The organism is Blastococcus colisei (assembly GCF_006717095.1).
Lineage (GTDB): Bacteria > Actinomycetota > Actinomycetes > Mycobacteriales > Geodermatophilaceae > Blastococcus_B > Blastococcus_B colisei.
Genome location: NZ_VFQE01000002.1, coordinates 326,968 through 348,813, shown reverse-complemented (window position 1 = coordinate 348,813; position 21,846 = coordinate 326,968). Strand labels below are relative to the sequence as shown.

Here is a 21,846-nt window from a genome sequence, read left to right as displayed (position 1 = left end):
GATGTGCTCGAGTTCGACGGTCTCCACAAGAGCTTCGGCGACAACCGCGTGCTCGACGGGGTCGGGTTCACCGTCGCCCCCGGCTCGATGTTCGGCTTCTGCGGGTCCAACGGCGCCGGCAAGACGACGACGATGCGGATCGCCATGGGCCTGATCCGGGCCGACGCCGGCGAGGTCCGCTGGCAGGACCGGGCCCTCGACCAGGGCACCCGCCGCCGGATCGGCTACATGCCGGAGGAGCGCGGGCTCTATCCGAAGATGAAGGTGGGCGAGCAGGTCGCCTACTTCGCCCGGCTGCACGGCCTGGCCGGTGCGGCCGCGGCGAAGGCCTCCGACGAATGGGTCGAGCGGCTCGGCCTCGCCGCCCGCCGCGGTGACGCCGTCGAGAAGCTGTCACTGGGCAACCAGCAGCGCGTCCAACTGGCGGCCGCCCTGGTCAGCCGGCCCGAGGTGCTGATCCTCGACGAGCCGTTCTCCGGCCTGGACCCGATCGGTGTGGACTCACTGGCCGAAGCCCTGCTCGACCAGGCCCGCAACGGCGTGCCGGTCGTGTTCTCCAGCCACCAGCTCGACCTCGTCGAACGGCTCTGCGATTCCGTCGGCATCCTGGCGCGCGGCCGGATGGTCGCCACCGGCACCGTCGACGAGCTGCGCCGCCGCGAGGCCGGCCGGCTGCTGCGGGTGGTGGTCTCTGAGGCCGCTCCGCGCTGGGCCGCCGAGCTGACCGGCGTCCGGGTGGTGTCGGAGCAGGCCGGGGACACGGTGCTCGAGCTCTCCGACGCCGCCGACGACCAGGAGGTGCTCGCGGCCGCCCTGCGCACCGGCCGGGTCACCCATTTCGCCTGGCAGCAGCCGACGCTGGTCGAGCTGTTCCGCGGGGCCGTCGCCGTCCCGACCCTCGAGGAGGTGGCGGCGTGAGCGGACCTCGCACGGTGAGCAGCGCCTCTCTGGTCCGGCTGGTCGCCGCCCGCGAGATCTCCGCCCGGGTGCGGGACAGGAACTTCATCATCAGCTCGGTCTTCATCCTCGTGGTGCTGGTCGGGATGCTCGGCCTCCAGGTCGCACTGGACTCCGGCAGCGAGGAGACCCGGGTCGGCGTCGTGGGCGACCTCAGCACGTTCGGCCCGGCACTGAGCGCCCAGGGCGAAGCCCTCGACGTCGAGGTCGAGACCGTGGAGCTGGCCGACGAGGCCGCCGCGCGCGCCGCGATCGAGGACGGCGACGTCGACGGCGTGCTCCTGGCCGACGGGGCAGGCGCACCGGAACTGCTGGTCGAGCAGTCGGCCGGCGGCTCGCTGCAGGCCGTCGTCCAGGGCGCGGTGGCCCAGCTGGCCCTCGCCGAGCAGCTGGCCGAGGCGGGGATCACCGGCCTCGACGCACCCGAGGTGGCGATCACCTCGCTGGACCCGGACCCGGACGCGGACGAGGACGGACAGCGGGTCGTCATGGCGCTCGTCGGCGTCGTGGTCCTGTACGGGTTGCTGATCATGTTCGGCCAGTTCGTGGCGCAGGGCGTGGTGGAGGAGAAGTCCAGCCGCGTCGTGGAGCTGCTGCTCGCCACGATGAAGCCGTGGCAGCTGCTCGCCGGCAAGATCCTGGGTCTGGGGCTGCTGGGGCTGGCCCAGATCGTCGTGATCGCGACCGTGGGGGTCGTGGGCGCCCTGGCTCTCGACCTGGTGGACATCCCCGGGGAACTGATCGGGACCGCGGTCTCGGTGGTGCTCTGGTTCGTCCTCGGCTACGCGTTCTACGCGGCCATCTTCGCCGTGGCGGCGTCCCTGGTCAGCCGGCAGGAGGACCTCAACACCGTGGTGATGCCGACGATCCTGCTCCTCGTCGCCGCCTTCGTCGTCGGTTTCCAGGCGGCGGCCGCCCCCACGGGGACGCTGGCGGTCGTCACCTCCTTCGTGCCGGGCCTCTCGCCCCTGGTGATGCCGGTCCGGCAGGCGGCAGGTGAGGTGGCGCCGTGGGAGGTCGGGCTCGCGGTGGTGATCATGCTCGTCGCGATCGCCGCCGTGGTGCGCGTCGGCGGCCGCATCTACGCCGGCGCCCTGCTCCGCACCGGCGGCAGGCTCAAGGTGCGGGAGGCGTTGAAGGCCGAGCGCGTCTGAGCCGGTTGGGTCCCACCCGCCCCGGGTAGCCGCGCGCCATGGGCATGCAGCTGGGCTACACGATGATGACCGAGCAGGCCGGGCCGAAGGACCTGGTCGGCCACGTGGTGGGCGCCGAGGAAGCCGGCTTCGACTTCGCGGTGAGCAGTGACCACTTCTTCCCGTGGCTGGACGAGATGGGCCACTCGCCGCACGCCTGGACGGTGCTGGGCGCGGCCGCCCAGGCGACCAGCCGGATCCCGCTGACGACGTACGTGACCTGCCCGACCTTCCGGTACCACCCGGCCGTCGTCGCTCAGAAGGCCGCGACGCTGCAGATCCTCTCTGACGGCCGGTTCACCCTCGGCCTCGGCGCCGGGGAGAACCTCAACGAGCACGTCGTCGGCGCGGGCTGGCCGCCGGCCGACGTGCGCCAGGACATGCTGGTCGAGGCGATCCACATCATCCGCGAGCTCTTCGACGGCGACGGCTACACCAACTTCCGCGGCGAGCACTTCGACGTCGAGTCCGCCAAGCTCTGGGACCTCCCGGAGAAGCGGGTACCCATCGGGGTCGCGGCCGGCGGGAAGCAGGCCGCCACGATCGCCGGCGAGCTGGCCGACGCGCTGATCGCCACCGACCCCCTCGCGGAGCTGGGGGATGCCTTCGACGCCGCGGGCGGGACCGGCAAGCCCCGCATCGCGCAGATGCCGATCAGCTACGGCACCGACAAGGCCGCCGCGGTCACCCGCGCGCACACCCTCTTCCGGTGGTTCGGGCTGGGCTGGAAGGTCAACGCCGAGCTGCCGGGGCCGACGGCGTTCGACGCGGCGAGCCAGTTCGTCCGCGAGGAGGACGTCGCCGGCAGCATCCCGTGCGGCGACGACGTCGGTGCCGTCATCGAGGCGGCGAAGGAGTACGCCGACGCCGGCTTCACCCACCTCGCGCTGGTCCAGATCGGCGGCGACCAGCAGGCGCCGTACCTCGAGTGGAGCCAGAAGACGCTGATGCCGGCCTGGCGGGAGGCCTTCGGCGGCTGACCTCTTGGGGTGAGGTCACCCTGACGGGAGACGCCAGGGCGCGTGCGGGCCGCGATCATCGGCGGCATGACCGAGGACCTGGACGACCGCCTCTCGCGGCTGCAGGCCTCCGACGACGTCTACGCGCTGATCGACCTCGGCTGCGACCTGGCCGACGTCGGGAGGCAGCGCGACGCCGAGTGGTGCTTCCGCCGCGCCGCCGATCTCGGTGACTCCGTGGCCTGGTTCAACCTCGGTAACGCGCTCGCCGCGCAGCAGCGGTTCCCCGAGGCAGTCGAGGCCTACGAGGTCGCACTGACCCACGGTGAGAGGGATGCCTGGCGGAACCTCGGCAAGGTGCTCGAGGACCTCGGCGACCTCGCCGGTGCGATGCGCGCCTACCGGGGTGCCGTGGAGGCCGGCGATCTCGAGGGCGGGCTCCAGCTGGCCTTCCTGCTGCGCGAGCAGGGCGAGCGGCACCAGGCCATGGACGTCGCCATGGAGATCGCGGCCATGGGCGACCAGGAGGCCGCGGCCGTCGTCGCCTGCTGGCGCTGGTGCGCGACGCTGGACCCCTCGCTCGAGCCCGACCTCTGGGCCGGCGCCGACCACTTCCCGGCGGCGCGCGCGGACCTCGCCCACCTGCTGCGGGAGACGGGACGCAACGACGAGGCCCGCTTCGTGCTGGAGAAGGGCGCCAAGCGCGGCGAGGCCGTGGCGTGGCTGCCCCTGGGCAACTTCTACGCCGACGTGCTGCAGGACGACGAGGCCGCCGAGGAGGCCTACCGCGGCGGCATCGCCGCGGGCGAGGCGTACTGCCACCACAACCTCGCCGTGCTGCTGGCCGAGCGGGGTGACTTCGACGGCGCCGTCGAGCAGTTCCGGCTGGGCGCCGCGGCGGGCGACCAGATGGCGGCCGACGCCCTCCGGGAGCTCGAGCACGGCTGATCGTGCGGCAGAAATGGCCATTTCTGTTCCGGGGACATGAGCCCGTCACCTTCGGGCCGGATACTCGGCGGGTGTCCGAAGCCACTGTCGACGTCGCCGACCTCCGCTCCTCCGGTTCCGCGGAAGGGGCCGACCGGGCCGACGACGCCCCGCTCCGCGACGACATCCGTCTGCTGGGCCGCGTCCTCGGCGAGGTGATCGGCTCCCAGGCCGGGCAGGACGTCCTGGACCTCGTCGAGTCGACCCGCGTCGAGGCGTTCAAGATCCGCCGCTCCGAGGTGGACCGGGCCGAGCTGGCGCAGCGGCTGGCGGGGCTGGACGTCCGTGCGGCCAATCACGTGATCCGGGCGTTCAGCCACTTCTCGGTGCTGGCCAACCTGGCCGAGGACATCCACCACGAGCGCCGCCGCCGGTTCCACCGCCGGGAGGGCTCACCGCCGCAGGCCGGCAGTCTGGCCGCGTCCATGGCGCTGATCGACGCGGCCGACCTGACGGCCGACGTCGTGGCCCGTGAGCTGACCGGCGCCCTGGTCTGCCCGGTGGTCACCGCGCACCCGACCGAGGTCCGGCGCAAGACGATCTCGCAGGTCCAGCGGCACATCGCCGAGCTCGTCCGGCAACGCGACCGTGCGGCCGGAGGCGAGCTCGACGACGACCGGTGGTCGGCGCAGCTGTGGCGCTCGGTGCTCACGCTCTGGCAGACGGCGCTGCTGCGGCTGTCCCGGCTGCGCCTGCAGGACGAGATCGACGAGGCGCTGCGCTACTACGACCTGTCGCTGTTCGAGGTCGTCCCCGCCATCAACGCCGAACTGCGGCGTGCGCTCGACGAGCGCTGGCCGGACGCCGGCCTGCTGCGCCGGCCGATGCTGCTGCCCGGCTCCTGGATCGGTGGCGACCGCGACGGCAACCCCTTCGTCACCGCCGATGCGCTGCGGCGGGCCACCACCCGGCAGGCCGAGACGGCGCTGGCCCACTACCTCGACGAGCTCGTGGCGCTGCGCGACGAGCTGTCGATGTCCGACCGGCTGGTCACCCCCACGCCGGCGCTCTACTCCCTGGCGGAGGCCTCGCGGGACGACTCCCCCTTCCGTGCCGACGAGCCCTACCGGAGGGCGCTGAACGGCATCTCGGGCCGGCTGGCCCGCACCGCGCACGGCGTCCTCGGCCGGATCCCCGGGCCGGCGCCGACCACACCGCTGCCGCCGTACGGGTCGCCCGACGAGCTGCGCGCCGACCTGGACGTGATCGACACCTCGCTGCGCAGCCACGGTGCCGGACCGCTGGCCGATGACCGGCTGCTGCGGCTGCGCGAAGCCGTCGAGGTGTTCGGCTTCCACCTCTGCGGCCTGGACATGCGGCAGAACTCGGGAGTCCACGAGGAGGTGGTCGGCGAGCTGCTGGCCTGGGCCGGGGTGTGCGAGGACTACGCCGCTCTCGACGAGGCGGCCCGCGTCGAGCTGCTGGCCGGCGAGCTGACCCTGCGCCGCCCGCTGGTACGGCCGGACGCCGAGCTCTCCGACACCGCCCGGGGCGAGCTCGACGTGCTGATCGCGGCCGCCGAGCAGGTCGCGCTGCTAGGGGCGCGGACGGTCCCGAACTACGTCATCAGCATGTGCGAGTCGGTGAGCGACGTCCTCGAGGTCGCCGTCCTGCTCAAGGAGGTCGGCCTGCTCGACCCCGGCGCCCCGTCCGATCCCGCCCACCCCGGGCCGACCTGCTCGGTCGGGATCTCGCCGCTGTTCGAGACCATCGACGACCTCAGGGCCGCCGGGACGACGCTGTCGGCCATGCTCGCCCAGCCGCTGTACCGCTCGCTCGTCGCCTCCCGGGGCGACCAGCAGGAGGTCATGCTCGGCTACAGCGACAGCAACAAGGACGGCGGCTATCTCGCCGCGAACTGGGCGCTGTACCGGGCCGAGCTCGACCTCGTCGAGGTCGCGCGCGCCGAGGGCATCCGGCTGCGGCTGTTCCACGGGCGCGGCGGAACCGTGGGCCGTGGTGGCGGGCCGAGCTACGAGGCGGTCCGCGCGCAGCCCCCGGGCGCGGTCGCCGGGGCGCTGCGGATCACCGAGCAGGGCGAGGTCATCGCCGCCAAGTACGCCGACCCCGATTTGGCCCGGCGCAACCTCGAGGCCCTCGTCGCCGCGACGCTGGAGTCGACGCTCCTCGACCTCGAGGGCCTCGGCGACGACGCCGAGCCCGCGTACGCGCTGCTCGACGACCTGGCCGCCCGGGCCCAGCAGGCCTACCGGGCGCTGGTGCACGAGACGCCCGGCTTCGTCGAGTGGTTCCGCGCGGCCACCCCCATCAGCGAGCTCGGCGAGCTCAACATCGGCAGCCGGCCGCCGTCGCGCAAGGCCGGGAACTCCATCGCGGACCTGCGCGCGATCCCCTGGGTGTTCAGCTGGTCGCAGGCCCGGATCATGCTGCCCGGCTGGTACGGCACCGGGTCGGCGCTGGAGTCCTGGGTGGACGGGGACGACGAGCGGCTGGCGCGGTTGCAGGAGCTGCACCGCACCTGGCCGTTCTTCCGGACGGTGCTGTCCAACATGGGCATGGTGCTGGCCAAGACCGACCTCGGCCTGGCCGCGCGCTACGCGGAGCTGGTGCCCGACGCGGAGCTGCGCACCCGCGTCTTCGACCAGATCACCGCCGAGCACGAGCGCACCTGCCGGATGGTCCTGGCGATCACCGGTGACGACCACCTGCTGGCCGACAACCCGTCGCTGGCCCGGTCGATCCGCAACCGCTTCCCCTACCTGGAGCCGTTGCACCATCTGCAGGTGGAGATGCTGCGCCGCCGCCGCGCCGGTGAGGACGACGAGCTGACCAGCCGGAACATCCACCTGACGATCAACGGCATCGCGACAGCCCTGCGCAACAGTGGCTGACCACCGCGTCGCGACCGGCGGCCCGGCGCTCGTCCGGGCGGCGGCCTCTCTCGGGCTCGCGCCTGCCGCCCTCGCGCCCGCCATCAGCGATCCGGCCTACCGGCTGCTCGTGGGGGAGGACTCGGCGGCGCTGCTGCGACGACAGTGGACGGCCGACGGGTTCTCCGAGGCGGTGCTGCTGGCGTCCGGGCGAATCGGCCCGGACACCCCGGCCGTGCTCGCCACCGCTGCCGCGTGGGGCTGCGACCGCGTGCGGGACCGGCCCGGCGGCCGGGGTGTTCTCCCGGTTCCCGCGCCCCGCCCGGACGCGCCGGTCGTCGACCGGTTCCTGCACCTGGCCGCGCTCGCGGCCACCCGCGTCGAGACGGCGGTCGCCCTCGCCCGGGGCGTCGGCGAGGACCGGGTCAAGGCCGACGGCAGCCCGTCCGTGGCTGCGGACGAGGCGGCACACCTGGCCGCGGCCGAGGTGCTCGCGGACCTCGGGCTGCCCCTGCTCAGCGAGGAGCGCACCGACGGGCACGTGCCCGAGGACGAGCCGTGGGTGGTGCTCGATCCGCTCGACGGCACCGGCAACTTCCGCGCCGGGCTGCCGCCGTGGGCGTTCTCGGCCGGTCTGGTGCAGGCCGGGCGGGCCGTCGCCGGCGTCGTGGTCGACCTGTCGTCCGGCCGCCGCTGGTGGGCCGACGGGAACTGCGCCTGGCGGGACGGGGTGCCGGTGTCCCCGCGGCCGGGCAGCACCGTCGTCGTCCCCACGGCACCCCCGGGCGGGTCGATCTCCGTACCCGGGCCGGCGCGCCGGGTACGGGTGACCGGCTGCACCGCCGTGGAACTGTGTCTGGTCGCCGACGGGTCGGCGGCCGCCTGGCACGACATCGACCGCACCGGCACCCACGTGCACGACGTCGCGGGCGGTCTGGCGGTCCTGGCTGCTGCGGGTGGGGTGGCGCTGGGCCCCGACGGCGCCGAGGTGCGGCTCCGGCCGGACACCGCCGCGACGATGCGGTTCGTCGCGGCGTCGTCGGCCGAGGCCGCGGCCGAACTGTTGCGCGCGGTCTCCTAACGGGGAGCTGCGGCCGCCGCGCGCACGGCCGCCATCAGGGACTCCCGTTCGTGCAGCGTCGTCCGGGCCCGGCCACGGGTGGCGCCGAGCGCGGTCTCGGCGGCGTCGATCGCGCGCCAGTCGTCGAGCAGCACGGGGTGTGCGCCACGGGTGACCAGCGTGTCCACGAGGTCGTCGACGGGACCGGCGGCGCGCAGCACCCCGTCGGCGGCGTCGGCGAGGAGGGACGCGATGGTCTCCCGGGCGTCGTGCTTGTTGTGGCCGACGACGCCGCTCGGGCCGCGCTTGATCCATCCCGCCACGTACTCGCCCCCGGACGGCGCCCCGCTCCGCAGCACCCGCCCCGCCTCGTTCGGCACGGTGCCCGACCGCTCGTCCACCGGCAGGCCCGGCAGCGGGAGGCCGCGGTAGCCGACCGAGCGGACGACGAGATCGGCGGGGAGGACTTCCAGCTCGCCGGTGCCCATGGCCCGGCCGTCGCTGTCGACCGCCGTGCGCTCCACCTCGACGCCGGTCACCCGGTCGGTGCCGAGCAGCCGCACCGGCCGGCGGAAGAAGCGCAGCCGCAGCCGCACCCGGCTGCCGGCGGCGCTGTGGTCGGTCCAGCCGCGCAGCACCGCGAGGTTGCGGCTGACGTTCCGATCGGCGGCGGCCCGCTCCTCGCTGGCGGGGTCGAGCTCGAGATCGGCGGGCTCGACCAGCACGGTGGCGTCGGCCAGCCCGTCGAGCTCGCGCAGCTCCTGGGTGGTGAAGGTGGCCTGCGCGGGGCCGCGGCGGCCGAGGACGGTGACCTCCTCCACGGGGGCGGCGGCGAGGACGTCGAGCACGTGCTGCGGCATGTCGGTCGGCTCGAGCTCCCCGGGCGTCCGGGACAGCACCCGCGCGACGTCGAGGGCGACGTTCCCGACGCCGACGACGACGACCGACCGCACGCCGGCCAGCGCCGGCTCCACGCGCGTCCGGTCGGCGTCGGGATGGCCGGTGTACCAGGCGACCAGGTCGGTGGCCGCGAGGCTGCCCGGCAGCTGCTCGCCCTCGATCCCGAGCTGCCGGTCCAGCGAGGCGCCGTAGGTGTAGACGACCGCGTCCACGTGCTGCCGCAGCTCATCCAGCGAGATGTCCACGCCGACGTCGACGTTGCCCACGAACCGGACCAGCGGGTGCTCCAGGCTGTGGTGCAGGGTGTCCCGGATGGCCCGCATCTTCGGGTGGTCGGGGGCGATCCCGTGCCGGACCAGGCCGAACGGCGTCGGCAGCCGGTCCAGCAGGTCCACGGCCACCGGGACGGCGTCCTGGCGGGTCAGCGCATCGGCGGCGTAGATGCCCGCCGGCCCGGCGCCGACGACCGCGACCCGGAGCGGATGCGCCGTCGACGGGGGAGGTGCCGACGGGGGAGGGGACGAACCGTCGGCGGACACGACTGGCATCCTGACCCCGACCGGGCCCTTTGCACCAGAGCAGGGCCCAAGTGATCGCCCGAGCCCGCCCCGAATCACCGCCCAGGAGGCCTGCGTGTCCGTCGTCGTCGTCGCCACCATCACCCCGAAGTCCGACCAGGTCGACGCCGTCCGGGAGGCGATCCTCGCCGCCGTCCCGAAGGTGCACGCCGAGCCCGGGTGCGAGCTGTACGCGCTGCACGAGGGCGACGGGTCGTTCGTCATGGTCGAGCGCTGGGAGAGCTTGGAGGCGCTGAAGGTGCACGGCCGCGCGGAGGCGCTCAGCACGCTCGGCGGCGAGCTGGCCGACAAGCTGGCCGCTCCGCTGGACGTGCGCCGGCTGACGCCCGTTCCGGCCGGGGACGCCGACAAGGGCGCGTTGTAGTCCTCAGTCGCAGGAGACGTTGTGGTCCAGGTCGTCGGGGACGTACTGGCTGAGGACCACTTCGCCGTCCGGCACCAGCGGGTCGTCGTCGCAGGCCGCTTCGGCCTGCTCGTCGGTCACCGAGCCGGCGAGCCAGCTGTCCAGGTCGGCCAGCACGCTGTCGTCGTCGACCTCGCCGACGATCTGCGACCACTGGTACCCGGTGGAGTAGACCCCGACGCGCGCGTCACGGGAGTGCAGGTACTCGGTCATGCCCTCGAGCGTCGCCCGGTTACGGGCGCGCGCCTCGTCGGAGCCGTACTGCCAGGTGTTCATCGTCTCGACGTCCAGCCACCAGACGTAGCGGGCCGGCTGGCTGTCGAGCCGTGCCGCGCGCGCGGCGGGGGTGAAGAAGGACAGCACGCTGTTCTGCGCCCGCTCCCAGCCGTACTCCCACGAGCAGGCCATCGAGTTCGTGCCGTCGCAGCTGCCGTACGGCGTCGAACCGCTCGTGGGCCACGTCGTGACCTGGTCGATCACCTGTCCCGGGTTGGCGGTGTTCAGATACACCTGGGCAGGCGGCTGCTCCTCCACCTCCCCGGAGGACTCCCAGGCCCAGGTCAGCTGCTCCTGGAGGCAGGGGTTGGCCCGGGTGGACAGGCCGCCGTTGACCCCGACGACGGCGAAGGCGCGATCGCGCGGCAGGTCGGTGTCGCACTGCGGGTAGGAGACGTCGTAGCCGACCTCGGTGGGCGCCGCCGAGGCGGTTCCGGGCACGACCACGACCGCCATCGCCCCGAAGGCGACGACGGCAGCCCTCCACGCTGACGATGCCATCAGGTCGAACGTACACGCGCGGCGGCCGGTGCTGGGGGGAGTCGCTCCATCGGGTAACCGCTGGTGACGGCCGGTGTGGAGTAGTCAGACCGCCTGGCAGACCGGGCACCAGTACAGGTTGCGCCCGACCATCACCTCGGTGCGGATGCCGGTCCCGCAGACCCGGCACGGCAGCCCGGTGCGCCGGTACACGTAGTGCGCGTCGTCGCGCTGCACCGCGCCGCGGCGTCGGATCCGGTCCTCGGGACGGGTGGTGACGATGCGGCCCAACCGCACGCCCGACCGCAGCAGCGTGACCAGGTCCGCCCACATCTCCTGCCAGAGCGGGGCATCGACGGCGCGGCCCGGGCGGAACGGGGACACCCGGTGCCGGAAGAGCAGCTCGGCCCGGTAGACGTTGCCGACCCCGGCGAGCACCGACTGGTCCATGAGCAGGGCACCGACCGCGGTCCGGCTGCCCGCGATGCGGCGGTGGGCGAGGCCGCCGTCCGCCCGGGGCCGCAGCGGATCCGGGCCGAGCCGCCCCAGGATCGCCGTCACCTCGGGGTGAGCCAGCACCTCGCACGCCGTGGGGCCGCGCAGGTCGGTCCAGGCGCCGGCCCCGTCGGGGCCGGCGGCGGTCCACCGCATGCGCAGGGCGCCCTTCGGCGGGGGCGGATCACCGCTGCCGCCGACGAATGTCCCGTACAGGCCGAGGTGCACGTGCAGGACGTCGGCGCCGAAGTCGGCGAACAGGTGCTTGCCGTAGGAGACGACCTCCTGCAGGACCCGGCCGTCGAGCAGGGCGGCGCCCGCGGCGAAGCGTCCCTGCGGGCTCGTGACGTGCACCGGGCGCCCGGCGAAGACCTGCTGCTGCTCGCGGGCGAGGCGGTAGAGCGTGTGCCCCTCAGGCACCGGGGGTCCTCTGGATTCCGGCCGCGGTCACGAGGACCGGACCTCCTGGTAGCGGGCGAGGGCGACCTGCCGCTCGACGGCGTGCTCCACGACCGGCTCGGGATAGCCGGCCGGTACGCCGCCGGGGGCCGTCCACGGCTCGTGCACGTGCGCGGTGGCGACGTCGCGCAGCTCCGGCACCCAGCGCCGCACGTAGTCCCCGGCCGGATCGAACTGACGGCCCTGCCGCGTCGGGTTGAACACCCGGTAGTACGGCGACGCGTCGGTCCCGGTCCCGGCGACCCACTGCCACCCGTGGTTGTTGCTGGCCAGATCGCCGTCGACCAGGTGCTGTAGGAAGTGCCGGGCGCCGCGGCGCCAGTCCAGGTGCAGGTCCTTCACCAGGAACGAGGCCACGATCATCCGCACCCGGTTGTGCACGTAGGCCTCGCCGAGCAGCTGGCGCATGCCCGCGTCGACGATCGGATATCCGGTGCGGCCCTCGGCCCACGCGGCGAAGTGCGCGTCGGCCTCGGGCCCGGTGTCGTACTCGATGGCGCCGGTGCGGGGGTCGAGCGGCTCGCGCGTCGACTCGGGCCGGTGCCACACCACGTCGGCGTAGAACTCGCGCCACGCCAGCTCGTCGGTGAAGCGCCGCACCGCCTCGGTCCCCTCCTCCTCGTCGGCCAGGTCGGCCAGCAGGGTGCGCGGGTGCAGGCAGCCGTACTTCAGGTAGGCCGAGAGCCGGCTGGTGCCGTTCGTGGCCGGCAGGTTGCGGGTCTCGGGGTAGCCGGGCAGCAGGTCGTCCCGGAACCGCTCCCAGGCAGCGAGCGCGGCGGCCTCCCCGGCGGGCGGTAGCCGCACGCCGTCGAGGTCCTGGCCTGGAGGCAGGGCGTCCGACGGGACGTCGAGCAGCCAGCGCACCGTCTCGGGCCGGGGCGCCGGTGCCCGCCAGCCGTGCGACCGCCAGGCCCGGGCGAACGGGGAGAAGACCCGGAAGGGCGTGCCCTCCTGCGTCGTCAGCCGGCCGGGGGTCACCGCGTAGGGGGAGCCGGTGCGGACCAGGGGGACGTCGCCGAGGGCCTGCTCGACGGCGGCGTCGCGGCAGCGGCCGTACGGTCCGGCGTCCGCCGAGACGTGCACGGAGGACGCCCCGACCCCGCGGACGAGGGCCGGCAGGACGGCGGACGGGTCGCCCGACCGCAGCACCAGCGCGCCGCCGAGCGACTCCTGCAGGGCGGCCAGGCAGTCGCGCAGGAACTGCCGGCGCGGTTCGCCCGCCGGCCGCCACAGCGCCGGGTCGACGACGAAGACGGCGAGCACGTTCCCGTCGGGGCCGGCGTCGTCGACGGCGGCCAGCAGGGCGGGGTGGTCGCCGAGTCGGAGGTCGCGGCGGAACCACAGCAGCGACGTCGGCACCTGCGGAGCGTAGGCAGGCGCTGCGACGACCGCAGGTCAGCGGGCGGCGGCCTCCAGGCCGAAGTGCGGCCGGTCGTCGGCCGCGACGAGGTCCATCTGCTCGGGATGCTGCTGGATGTAGTGCCGGATGAACGAGCAGTAGGGGAGGACGGTGAGCCCGCGCTCACGGGCGGCGTCCAGGACACCGGCCACCAGGGTGGTGCCGATGCCGCGACCGCCGACGCTCGGGTCGACCTCGGTGTGCGGGAGGGTCATCGTGGTGCCGTCGACGTGGTAACTGGCCAGACCGACCACCCGGTCGTCGAGCCGGATCTCGAAGCGCCCCTTCTCGGGGACGTCCACCACCTGCATGTCCATGTCCTCGCCCTTCCGTCTTTCCCCCGGCGCCGTTGCCGGACCCTGACGTCTACCCGGACGGTAGTCCCGGGACGCGTCGGTTCGTCTCACTTCTGGTGACGAGTCGGGTGTGCGGTGTGTTCCCCGGGCCACCGGATAGCCTCTCCGCATCGGCGCGGCGGTCGCATCCCGCCACGCCGCCGCCCCCGTAGCTCAGGGGATAGAGCATCGGTTTCCTAAACCGTGTGTCGCAGGTTCGAATCCTGCCGGGGGCACAAGCAAGAGTGCAGGTCACACATCTGGCGAAGGTCCTCGTCGGATCTGGTCGCGGGTGGCCGTAGTGGCGCTCGTGTTCCTCGACCACCGAGGAAAACTGCTCCAGTGTGGACGGAGCCTTGTGCTTCTCTCGATCGACTTCGCGTCGCGCGAGGTCGCAACACAGGGTCGGAGTCGGCAAGTCTTGATGTTCGGCGTAGTGCGGACCCAGCCATGCAATGCCGTCTTCCGGCCCGAATGAGCGATGCTGACCGGCCTGCATGTAGACGACCGGCCGAACGCGGTCAATGGTCTCCAATAGAACCCGACCTGCCAGCGTCGACCATGCGCCCTGCCGAATGCCACCGCTGGCCATGCCGCCGGTCGCGCCGGCCAGCGCAACGGCCAGGTCGACGCGGCCCTGGGTGCGGGCACGGGAGACCAGCGGGTCCGCGGCGGTGACCAACGTGGTGCCACCGAGCAGGCCGAGGTTCCAGCCCAGCCCCAGCAGCGACAGCGCGAGCGCGAGCAGCGCGACCGACCCGCCGGGCGCGCCGGCGGCGAGCCCACCGGCGGTGAGCAGGGCCAGGCCGCCGGCGGCGAGTACAGGCCGGTCACCGGTCGGCGAGCCGGCCGGTGACCGGCGAGGGTAAGTACATGGCACCGATGTGCACGGCGATGACCAGGCCGGTGGCGGCCAGCCCGTGGTGATGGTCGAGCATGTGAATCGGGGTCATCGTCATGACCGCGACCATGACCACCTGGGTGAGGACCATCGCGGTCGTGCCAGCCGCAGCGCGGCGGCGTCCCAGCCACCGGCGGCATCCCCGGTCGCGGCGGCGTTCTGGTCGCCGGCGGCCCGATCGCTTGCGGCCGCGGCCAGGGTTCGGGCGGTCAGCAGCGGGTCGGGTCGCAACCAGGTCAGCAGCACAACACCGGCGGCGGCGTAGGCGACGGTGGCGAGCAGGAACGGCCCGCTCAAGGTCGGCAGGCCCAGGTCGAGGGCCAGGTCGCCGGTCGGCTCGACGAGGTTGGGCCCGGCGACCGCGCCGACGGTGGTGGCCACCAGGATGCTGCTGATCGACGCGCGCGGTGCTCAGCCGGGGCGAGGTCGGCGCCGGCGTAGCGGGCCTGCAGGTTGGTGGCGGTGCCCGCGCCGTAGACCAGCAGACTGATCAGCAGCAGCCAGATGTTGTCCAGCGCGGCGGCCGCCACGACGCCGGCGCCCCCGACAGCACCGGCCAGGTAGCCGGCGGCCAGCCCGGGGCGTCGGCCCGAGCGCTGGCTGAGCTGCCCGACCAGCAACGCCGCGCCGGCCGAGCCGAGGGTGAACAGGCCGGCGGGTAGCCCGGACAACTGGGTGGAGCCGAGCATGTCCTCGGCCAGCAGTGCGCCGACGGTCACGCCGGCCGCCAGGCCGGCTCCGCCGAGCAGCTGGGAGATCATGAGCACCCGCAGGCTGCGGCGGTGCAGCGCAGGGGCGTCGACGACCGCGCTGGCCGGTTGCGCGGCGGTCATGCCGTGGCCCGGGTGACGGGCAGGCCGGCGGCGGCCCACTCGGGCAGCCCGTCGACCAGCCGCAGCGCCGGGCGCCCGGCTGCGGTGAGCGCGCGGACGGCGGTGTCGGCGTAGGCGCACAGCGGACCGCGGCAATAGGCGACGACCGGCTGCCCGGCGGGCAGCTCGGCCAGCCGGGCCTCGAGCTCGTCGGGTGGCACGTTGACCGCATCGGGCAGATGGCCGGCGGCGTACTCGGCCGGTGGCCGCACGTCGAGGACCATGACCTCCCCGGCGCGCATCCGTCCCAGCAGCTCCTCGCGGCCGATGGTGGCCAGCTGCGACCGGTCGCCGAGGTAGGCCGATGCGAGCTCGTCGATCCGGGACACGTGCGCGCCGGCGACCTCCCGCATCGCCCGCCACAGCGCGCCGACGTCCGCGCTGGCCAGCGAGTAGAACACCCGGGGCCCGTCCCGGCGGGTGCGCACCAGCCCGGCCCGCAGCAGCACCTGCAGGTGCTGGCTGGCGTTGGCCACCGTCTGGCCGATCTCGCCGGCGAGCTCGTCCACGCTGCGCTCGCCCTGGGCGAGCACGTCGACCAGCTCGGCGCGCCGGCCGTTGCCCAACGCCTTCGCCACCGACGCCAACGCGTCGAACAGCGTGTCCTTGGCCTGCCGAGTACCCACTCTGACCTCCTTATTCAAGAGATTGCTTGACACTGTACCGACCTCGCGACATGGTTCAAGGCATGGCACCGGAACTGGTCCCCGTCGTCGACGGCGGCTTGGGCAACACCACCTGGCTGGTCGACCTGGGCGATGACCGGGCGCTGGTCGTCGACGCGTCCCGCGACCTGCGCGCGGTGCACGCCGCGGCGAACAAGCGCCGGCTGACCATCGCCTACGCCGCCGACAGCCACCTGCACGCCGACTTCCTCACCGGGGCGGTGCAGCTGGCCCACGACGAGGGCGCGCAGGTGCTCGCCTCGGCCGCCGGGCACCGCGAGTTCGGCCACCGCGGGCTGGCCGACGGCGACGAGGTCGACCTCGGCGGGCTGACGCTGCGCGCGGTCGGCACGCCGGGGCACACCGACGAGCACCTGTCCTACCTGCTCGCCGACGGCGACCGCCCGCTCGGCGTGTTCACCGGCGGATCGCTGATCGTCGGCGCCGCAGCCCGCACCGACCTGGTCGACCCCGACCGCACCGAGGAACTGGCCCGCGCCCAGTACGCGTCGCTGCGCCGGCTGGCCACGCTGCCCGACGACGTGGCGGTGTGGCCCACGCACGGCGCCGGCTCGTTCTGCTCCGCGCCGCCCGGCGCGGCCCGCAGCAGCACCATCGGTGCGGAGAAGGCGACCAATCCGCTGCTGACCGCCGCCGACGAGGACGCCTTCGTCGCCCAGCTGCTGGCCAGCCTCGGCTCCTATCCGGCGTACTTCGACCGGCTCGGCGAGATCAACCGCCGCGGTCCGGACCTGCTGGACACCGCCGGGACCGGCCGGCTGGCTCCGCTGCCGGTGAGCGACGTCGACCGGCTGGTCGGCGACGGCGCGCTGATCGTCGACGTGCGGCCGGTGCCCGACTACGCCGCCGCGCACGTGCCCGGCGCGCTGTCGATCCCGCTGCGCGACCAGTTCGCCAGCTGGCTGGGCTGGCTCGCCGACCCCGATCGGCCGGTGGTGCTGGTCGCCAACCCCGATCAGGACCTCACCGACGCCGTGTGGCAGGCGGTGAAGATCGGCTACGAGCAGCTGGTCGGCGTGCTCGAGGGCGGCATGGGCGCCTGGGCCGCCGCGGGGCGCCTAGTCGCCCGCACCGCGCTGGTCGGGCCGGACCAGCTGGCCGGGCGCCGGGTGCTGGACATCCGGCAGGACGCGGAGTTCGCCGCCGGCCACCTGCCCGGCGCCGAGCACATCGAGCTCGGGGCGCTGGCCGGCGTCGCCGGCCGGCTCGACGGAGGCCCGACGGTGGTGATGTGCGGCCACGGGGAGCGCGCCGCTGGTGCGGCCAGCCTGCTCGAGTGTGCTGGGCACCGCGACCTCGCCATCCTGATCGGCGGCCCCGAGGACTGGGTGCGCGGGACGGGCCGGCCACTGGTGTCCGACTCGTGACTCCGGGCACGTCGGCGCCGATCCGGCTGGGCCTGCGCGCCAACGCCGCACAGTTCGCGCTGCTGGTCGCGGTCAACGCCCTGGTCGGCGGGATGGTCGGCCAGCAGCAGACGGTGCTGCCACTGCTCGCCACGGACGAGTTCGGCCTGACCGGCTACACGTTCATCTTCACCTACGTCGCAGCCTTCGGGATCACGAAGGCTGCCGCGAACTGGTTCGCCGGCACCTTCTCCGACCGCTACGGCCGCAAACCCGTGCTGCTGGTGGGATGGCTGTTCGCCATCCCGGTACCGCTGATGCTGATCGCCGCCCCGAACTGGGGCTGGGTCGTGGCCGCGAACGTGCTGCTCGGCATCAACCAGGGACTGACCTGGTCCACCACCGTGGTGATGAAGATCGACCTGGTCGGCCCACGGCAGCGCGGCCTGGCGATGGGACTGAACGAGGCAGCCGGCTACGGCGCGGTCGCGGTCACCTCCTTGCTCGCCGGCTATCTGGCCGAGCAGTACGGCCTGCGACCGGCGCCGTTTCTGCTCGGCCTCGCCTACACCGCCCTGGCCCTGCTGCTGTCCGGTGCGTTCATCAAGGAGACGCGCGGCCACGCCCGCTTCGAGGCCGGCCAGCACACCGCTCGCGCCGACGGGCTCCACGACCACCTGCACGCCGATCTCACCGACCGTCAGATCTTCGCCCAGATCAGCCTGACCGAACCCGCGCTGTCGTCGGCCAGCCAAGCGGGGCTGGTGAACAATCTCAACTTCGGCCTGTCCTGGGGCCTGTTCCCCCTGCTGTTCGCCACTGCGGACCTGCCGGTCGGCCAGATCGGCCTGCTGTTCGCTCTCTACCCGGGGGTGTGGGGCGCTGGGCAGCTACTCACCGGCGCACTGTCGGACCGAATCGGGCGCAAGCACCTGATCACCGCGGGCATGACGACCCAGGCCGCCGCCCTCGCCGTGATCGCCGCCTCCGATGGGTTCACCGGCTGGGCCCTCGGCACCGTGCTGCTCGGAGCGGGCACCGCGATGGTCTACCCCACGCTGCTGGCGGTGATCGGTGACGTGGCGCATCCGGCCTGGCGGGGACGGGCCGTGGGGGTCTACCGGGTCTGGCGCGACCTCGGCTACGCCGTGGGCGCCGTCGTTGGCGGAATCGTGGCCGACCTGGTGGGACTGCACGCCGCCGTCTGGGCCGCCGCAGGAATCAGTGCCGTTTCAGCCGCCGTCGTCGCCGTCCGGATGTACGAGACGCACGGACGTCCGTCGAGAACTTCGGGTTCGACCGGGTCGGTGGGATAGTCCGGCCATGGCCGGCTGCTGTGATCCCCGCGGCTGCGACCGGATGTTCGACGACCGGTTTGCGCGGCGGATGGCGACCCGCTATCGGAAGAGGGGCTTGGACAAGACCGCCCGCCGGATGGTCGCCCTGCTCACCGGAAACGGCGTGCGCGACGCGACGGTGCTGGAGATCGGCGGCGGGGTCGGCGAGATCGGGCTCGAGCTGCTCCACCAGGGTGCGGCGACTGTGACCAACCTCGAGCTCTCACCCAACTACCAGCAGGAGGCGGCGGCGCTCGCAGCCGAGGCGGGTGTGACCGGCCGGACGGTGCATCGCCTGGTCGACATCTCCGCCGATCCGGCCGCGGTTGAGCCGGCCGACATCGTGGTCCTGCACCGGGTCGTCTGCTGCTACCCCGACTACGCGACGCTGCTCGGGGTGGCCGCCGACCATGCTCGCCGCCAGCTGATCCTCAGCTTCCCGCCGCGCAATTTCGCTTCGCGCGCGTTCGTGGCCACGCAGAACACGCTGCTGCGCCTGAGTGACCGGCAGTTCCGCACGTTCGCGCACCCGCCGGGCGCGATGCTGGCAGTGCTTGCCGACCACGGGATGCGGCCGGCCGAAGCTCATCGGGGCCCGTTGTGGCAGATCGCGGCGGCCAGCCGCTGACCCGTGCACCGCGGCGCCGGGTCAGCGGCCGATAGCCGGGTCAGCTGGTGGACTGCTCGATGCGTTCCCTGAGCCGGGCGATGTTGGCTGGCATCTCCTTGCGCGCCTAACGGCGGACGAGCAGCGGCACCAGCACTCTGCCGATCCCGTGGCCGGTGAAGTCCACCGCGATCGCCACCGTTGACCGGTCGGCGCCCCGCGGCTCGACGGTCACGTCGACCGCGGCCCGAATGGGTCCGTCGAGGCCTCGCACCGCCCACGCCCGCGGTGGGTCCGGGCGGACCAGCTCGGACGTCGAGGCGTGCTCGGCGCCACCGATCCGGCGCACGGTGACGCACCGAGCGCCTACACCAGGGCCGCCGTCTGAGCCGTCGAGGTGCCCGCTGACCACCCCTGCCTGCCACTCCGGGAACTGGGACGCGTCGGTGGCGTAGGCGAACGCGGTCTCGGCGGGCCGGTCGACCTCGGTGCGGACGGTGATCGGCGGCATCAGCCGGCCTCGTCGAAGAGGGCGGCGTACCGGGCCAGGTACAGCGGCCAGCCGTCGTCGTGGCCGACGCCGCTGGCCACGGCCTCCCAGCCGGGGCCGTGCCGGTCGATGTGGCGGTGCTCGAGCTCCACCCGGGTGCGGTCGGGCCCCTCGGCCAGGAACCGCACCTCGACCTCGCTGGCGTTCTCCGGCTCGGTCTCCACCTGCCAGGTCGGGCCGATGTCCCAGCTGAACACCACCCGGGCGGGCGGTTCGTAGACCAGCACCCGCGCCCAGCGGCACTCACTTCCATCGGTGCCGCGGTCGACGATGTGCCCGCCGACCCGCGGTTCGAAGACTGTCTCGGCGATCGGGACGGCGAGCATGTTGTGCTCCCGCGGCTTGAAGTCGCCGAACCGCTGGGTGAACGTCTCGAACGCCGTCTCGATCGGTGCCTGGACGACGATCTGTTGCCGCACTACGGCGGCCGGTGCCTGGGTCATGTGTCCTCCTGTGCCGGTTCTTCGACTGTTGGCTGTTCGACAAGGTCCCCGTAGTTCGTCAAGGCCCGGGTCCAGAAGGTGTCCAGCTGGTCCCGCAGAGCGGCCACAGCGGTGGGGTCGAGCCGGTAGATCCGCCGCGTGCCGGCGGCCCGCTCGGTGACCAGGCCGGCGTCCTTGAGCACCCTCAAGGCCAGGGACACCGCCGGGCGGCTGACCGGCAGCTCGGCGGCCAGTTCACCCACCGCGCGCGGCCGCTCGGCCAGCGCTGCGACGATCGCCCGTCGGGTCGGGTCGCCGAGCGCGGCCCAACCAACTACGTCTCGGTCAGCGTCCACAAACGGTTAGCGTTCTCTTACCAAGGAGTCGTTGTCAACCCGCAACAGCCAGCGCTCGACCGGCACGACGTCCCCTCGGGCCAGCAGCGCCCTTGATAGCCGTCGAGCCGGGTGGGCCACCGTGCATGCTGTCCCCGCCGGTGACACAGACGCAGCCCGGCAAGGACATGGGAGCTGCGATGGACGTGCACGACCTCGTGACCGCGACCCGCGACGCGCTGACGGTGCGGCGGGTCTTCGGGGAGGCGCTCGAGCGCGACGGGGTGACCGTCATCCCGGCGGCGGTCCTGCGCGGTGGCGTCGGCGGTGGCGGGGGCCAGGACGAACAAGGGCAGCGAGGCGAGGGCGGTGGATTCGGTCTGGTCGCTCGTCCGGCCGGCGCCTACGTCATCCGGGACGGTGCCGTCACGTGGCATCCGGCCTTCGACCTGAACCGCACGATCGGTCTGGCGGCCGCTGTCGCCGTGGCGTGGCTATTCACAGTTGGCCGCCGCAGCGGCGGTCCCGGCGGCCAAACGCGGTAAGCGGCCACCTGCCGACATCTGCATGTCTGAGCCTGACTCGACGGCCTATGCGGAACGTCCGGGGCGTCGACACCTCAAGCGGAGTCGTCGAGACACCGCTGCTCGTCAGGGCGAGGGCGTCCGGGTAAGCAACAGCGCCTGCACCGACCTCGGTGCATGAATCGTTGTCTCAGCATTCGCCGTTCTGTCCCAGCCCGATTCGGGCCGGCAGCCGGGGGCTCGTCGGTACGACGAAGGTGCCCAGCGTGTCACGTTCGTGTCAGTAACCAGCACATAGACTTGCAGTCTCTTACCCCGTCATAGCGATCGGTGCAGGTCCGAAGCGCAGACTGCATGCTGACGGCAAGTCCTCCATCGGTTTCCTAGACCGTGTGCCGCAGGTTCGAATCCTGCCGGGGGGCACCTGCAGTGGCCGGTCGTCGGTTCTGCGACGGGACCGACGGCCGCAGCCTCGGGCCGTCGGCGGGTCTGGTCCGGGGAGATCCTCCGGCGTAGCCTCGGACTCACTGTGAACTGGATCACGGTCGAGGTGTTCGACGGCGCGACGTCCGCCGCCGCATGGGCCCGGGTGTGGCACGACCGGCTCATCGAGGCGGCGGTGACCGGCGGCGCCGTCTTCTGGGACGAGCACGAGCACCGGTGGGGCGTCGTCCTGGAGTTCACGTTCGACGACGAGCCCCGGCGCGACGCCTTCCGCGAGGCGCCGGTCCTCCTGGCCGCACTGGACGCGGCCCCCGACCCAGTCAACGGCGTCCTGGTCTACCCGCACCGAGGGGGCGGGGCCGGCAGCCGTCAGCCGCGGCGTCCGCGGCCGGTGCTCGGCAGCGGTGCCGTCGAGCTGCCGCTCCCCGGAACCGACGACGACGTGGTCCTGCCCTGCACGGCGTGGCCGGGCGACCCGGCGTCGGCGCGACCGGTCGGCTGACCACCCCA

At 73.4% G+C, this 21,846-nt stretch carries 24 protein-coding genes and 1 tRNA gene; 13 read left to right on the top strand and 12 right to left on the bottom strand.

The window, feature by feature from the left end; all coding sequences use genetic code 11:
* Positions 1-3: 3 nt before the first annotated feature.
* The 6 genes from FHU33_RS21135 (at position 4) to FHU33_RS21110 (ending at position 8,008) form a co-directional block, all read left to right on the top strand.
* Positions 4-918, top strand: a complete 915-nt coding sequence (locus tag FHU33_RS21135) for an ABC transporter ATP-binding protein (protein WP_142027570.1) — start codon at positions 4-6, stop codon at positions 916-918.
* Entirely contained in the window at positions 915-2,111 is a 1,197-nt protein-coding gene (locus FHU33_RS21130; protein WP_142027569.1) for an ABC transporter permease, read from the top strand. Before FHU33_RS21135 ends, FHU33_RS21130 begins: the two co-directional genes overlap by 4 nt.
* Before the next feature lie 38 nt (positions 2,112-2,149).
* Positions 2,150-3,130, top strand: coding sequence for a TIGR03557 family F420-dependent LLM class oxidoreductase (locus FHU33_RS21125; protein WP_142027568.1), 981 nt, complete (start codon positions 2,150-2,152; stop codon positions 3,128-3,130).
* A gap of 66 nt (positions 3,131-3,196) precedes the next feature.
* On the top strand, positions 3,197-4,057 hold the full coding sequence (locus FHU33_RS21120) for a tetratricopeptide repeat protein (protein WP_142027567.1): 861 nt from the start codon (positions 3,197-3,199) through the stop codon (positions 4,055-4,057).
* Between the two features lie 71 nt (positions 4,058-4,128).
* A complete protein-coding gene (gene ppc / locus FHU33_RS21115) occupies positions 4,129-6,948 on the top strand; it encodes a phosphoenolpyruvate carboxylase (RefSeq protein WP_142027566.1) in 2,820 nt (939 codons plus the stop codon).
* The gene (locus FHU33_RS21110; protein WP_142027565.1) at positions 6,941-8,008 is read left to right on the top strand and encodes an inositol monophosphatase family protein; all 1,068 of its coding nucleotides are present in this window, start codon (positions 6,941-6,943) and stop codon (positions 8,006-8,008) included. Before ppc ends, FHU33_RS21110 begins: the two co-directional genes overlap by 8 nt.
* Here FHU33_RS21110 and FHU33_RS21105 read toward each other — a convergent pair.
* Positions 8,005-9,435, bottom strand: a complete 1,431-nt coding sequence (locus FHU33_RS21105; RefSeq protein ID WP_142027564.1) for an FAD-dependent oxidoreductase — start codon at positions 9,433-9,435, stop codon at positions 8,005-8,007. The two genes, FHU33_RS21110 and FHU33_RS21105, sit on opposite strands and share 4 nt — an antisense overlap.
* Positions 9,436-9,520: 85 nt before the next feature.
* Between FHU33_RS21105 and FHU33_RS21100 the strand changes: the two genes are divergently transcribed.
* Complete coding sequence (locus FHU33_RS21100) at positions 9,521-9,829, top strand: putative quinol monooxygenase (protein ID WP_142027563.1); 309 nt, start codon at positions 9,521-9,523, stop codon at positions 9,827-9,829.
* Positions 9,830-9,832: 3 nt separating this feature from the next.
* On the opposite strand, the gene FHU33_RS21095 is transcribed toward FHU33_RS21100, so the two are convergent.
* The 4 genes from FHU33_RS21095 to FHU33_RS21080 all read right to left on the bottom strand — a co-directional run bounded on the left by FHU33_RS21095 (position 9,833) and on the right by FHU33_RS21080 (position 13,288).
* On the bottom strand, positions 9,833-10,645 hold the full coding sequence (locus tag FHU33_RS21095) for a glycoside hydrolase family 25 domain-containing protein (protein WP_142027562.1): 813 nt from the start codon (positions 10,643-10,645) through the stop codon (positions 9,833-9,835).
* A gap of 84 nt (positions 10,646-10,729) precedes the next feature.
* Complete coding sequence (locus FHU33_RS21090; protein ID WP_142027561.1) at positions 10,730-11,539, bottom strand: Fpg/Nei family DNA glycosylase; 810 nt, start codon at positions 11,537-11,539, stop codon at positions 10,730-10,732.
* A 27-nt stretch (positions 11,540-11,566) separates the two neighbouring features.
* A complete protein-coding gene (locus FHU33_RS21085; RefSeq protein WP_142027560.1) occupies positions 11,567-12,937 on the bottom strand; it encodes a cryptochrome/photolyase family protein in 1,371 nt (456 codons plus the stop codon).
* A gap of 36 nt (positions 12,938-12,973) precedes the next feature.
* Positions 12,974-13,288 (bottom strand): GNAT family N-acetyltransferase, encoded by a 315-nt coding sequence (locus tag FHU33_RS21080; protein WP_246064071.1) that lies wholly within the window; start codon positions 13,286-13,288, stop codon positions 12,974-12,976.
* Between the two features lie 187 nt (positions 13,289-13,475).
* Here FHU33_RS21080 and FHU33_RS21075 point away from each other — a divergent pair.
* Positions 13,476-13,548, top strand: a tRNA-Arg gene (locus tag FHU33_RS21075).
* Between the two features lie 594 nt (positions 13,549-14,142).
* Here the strand turns inward: FHU33_RS21075 and FHU33_RS26340 are convergent.
* Genes FHU33_RS26340 through FHU33_RS21065 form a run of 4 tightly spaced genes read right to left on the bottom strand, consistent with a single transcriptional unit; the run spans position 14,143 to position 15,711 of the window.
* Positions 14,143-14,271 (bottom strand): hypothetical protein, encoded by a 129-nt coding sequence (locus FHU33_RS26340; RefSeq protein ID WP_281281691.1) that lies wholly within the window; start codon positions 14,269-14,271, stop codon positions 14,143-14,145.
* Positions 14,268-14,510 (bottom strand): hypothetical protein, encoded by a 243-nt coding sequence (locus FHU33_RS25555; RefSeq protein ID WP_211355311.1) that lies wholly within the window; start codon positions 14,508-14,510, stop codon positions 14,268-14,270. Before FHU33_RS25555 ends, FHU33_RS26340 begins: the two co-directional genes overlap by 4 nt.
* Entirely contained in the window at positions 14,507-15,046 is a 540-nt protein-coding gene (locus tag FHU33_RS25550; protein ID WP_211355310.1) for an MFS transporter, read from the bottom strand. The genes FHU33_RS25555 and FHU33_RS25550 overlap by 4 nt, the downstream gene beginning before the upstream one ends.
* Positions 15,043-15,711 (bottom strand): ArsR/SmtB family transcription factor, encoded by a 669-nt coding sequence (locus tag FHU33_RS21065; RefSeq protein WP_142027558.1) that lies wholly within the window; start codon positions 15,709-15,711, stop codon positions 15,043-15,045. Before FHU33_RS21065 ends, FHU33_RS25550 begins: the two co-directional genes overlap by 4 nt.
* Before the next feature lie 62 nt (positions 15,712-15,773).
* Here FHU33_RS21065 and FHU33_RS21060 point away from each other — a divergent pair, with 62 nt between their 5' ends.
* The 3 genes from FHU33_RS21060 (at position 15,774) to FHU33_RS21050 (ending at position 19,082) form a co-directional block, all read left to right on the top strand.
* Positions 15,774-17,138, top strand: a complete 1,365-nt coding sequence (locus FHU33_RS21060) for an MBL fold metallo-hydrolase (RefSeq protein WP_142027557.1) — start codon at positions 15,774-15,776, stop codon at positions 17,136-17,138.
* A complete protein-coding gene (locus FHU33_RS21055) occupies positions 17,135-18,433 on the top strand; it encodes an MFS transporter (RefSeq protein WP_142027556.1) in 1,299 nt (432 codons plus the stop codon). Before FHU33_RS21060 ends, FHU33_RS21055 begins: the two co-directional genes overlap by 4 nt.
* Before the next feature lie 97 nt (positions 18,434-18,530).
* The gene (locus FHU33_RS21050) at positions 18,531-19,082 is read left to right on the top strand and encodes a methyltransferase domain-containing protein (protein ID WP_211355309.1); all 552 of its coding nucleotides are present in this window, start codon (positions 18,531-18,533) and stop codon (positions 19,080-19,082) included.
* Positions 19,083-19,188: 106 nt separating this feature from the next.
* Here FHU33_RS21050 and FHU33_RS21045 read toward each other — a convergent pair whose 3' ends face one another.
* Genes FHU33_RS21045 through FHU33_RS21035 form a run of 3 tightly spaced genes read right to left on the bottom strand, consistent with a single transcriptional unit; the run spans position 19,189 to position 20,389 of the window.
* The gene (locus tag FHU33_RS21045) at positions 19,189-19,572 is read right to left on the bottom strand and encodes an SRPBCC family protein (RefSeq protein ID WP_211355308.1); all 384 of its coding nucleotides are present in this window, start codon (positions 19,570-19,572) and stop codon (positions 19,189-19,191) included.
* Positions 19,572-20,054: an SRPBCC family protein gene (locus tag FHU33_RS21040; protein ID WP_142027554.1), complete on the bottom strand. Its 483-nt coding sequence runs from the start codon at positions 20,052-20,054 to the stop codon at positions 19,572-19,574. The genes FHU33_RS21045 and FHU33_RS21040 overlap by 1 nt, the downstream gene beginning before the upstream one ends.
* Complete coding sequence (locus FHU33_RS21035; RefSeq protein WP_142027553.1) at positions 20,051-20,389, bottom strand: ArsR/SmtB family transcription factor; 339 nt, start codon at positions 20,387-20,389, stop codon at positions 20,051-20,053. The genes FHU33_RS21040 and FHU33_RS21035 overlap by 4 nt, the downstream gene beginning before the upstream one ends.
* A gap of 140 nt (positions 20,390-20,529) precedes the next feature.
* Between FHU33_RS21035 and FHU33_RS21030 the strand changes: the two genes are divergently transcribed.
* Together FHU33_RS21030 and FHU33_RS21025 are read left to right on the top strand one after the other, a co-directional pair.
* The gene (locus FHU33_RS21030; protein WP_211355307.1) at positions 20,530-20,913 is read left to right on the top strand and encodes a hypothetical protein; all 384 of its coding nucleotides are present in this window, start codon (positions 20,530-20,532) and stop codon (positions 20,911-20,913) included.
* A 508-nt stretch (positions 20,914-21,421) separates the two neighbouring features.
* The gene (locus FHU33_RS21025) at positions 21,422-21,838 is read left to right on the top strand and encodes a hypothetical protein (protein ID WP_142027552.1); all 417 of its coding nucleotides are present in this window, start codon (positions 21,422-21,424) and stop codon (positions 21,836-21,838) included.
* Positions 21,839-21,846 lie beyond the last annotated feature (8 nt).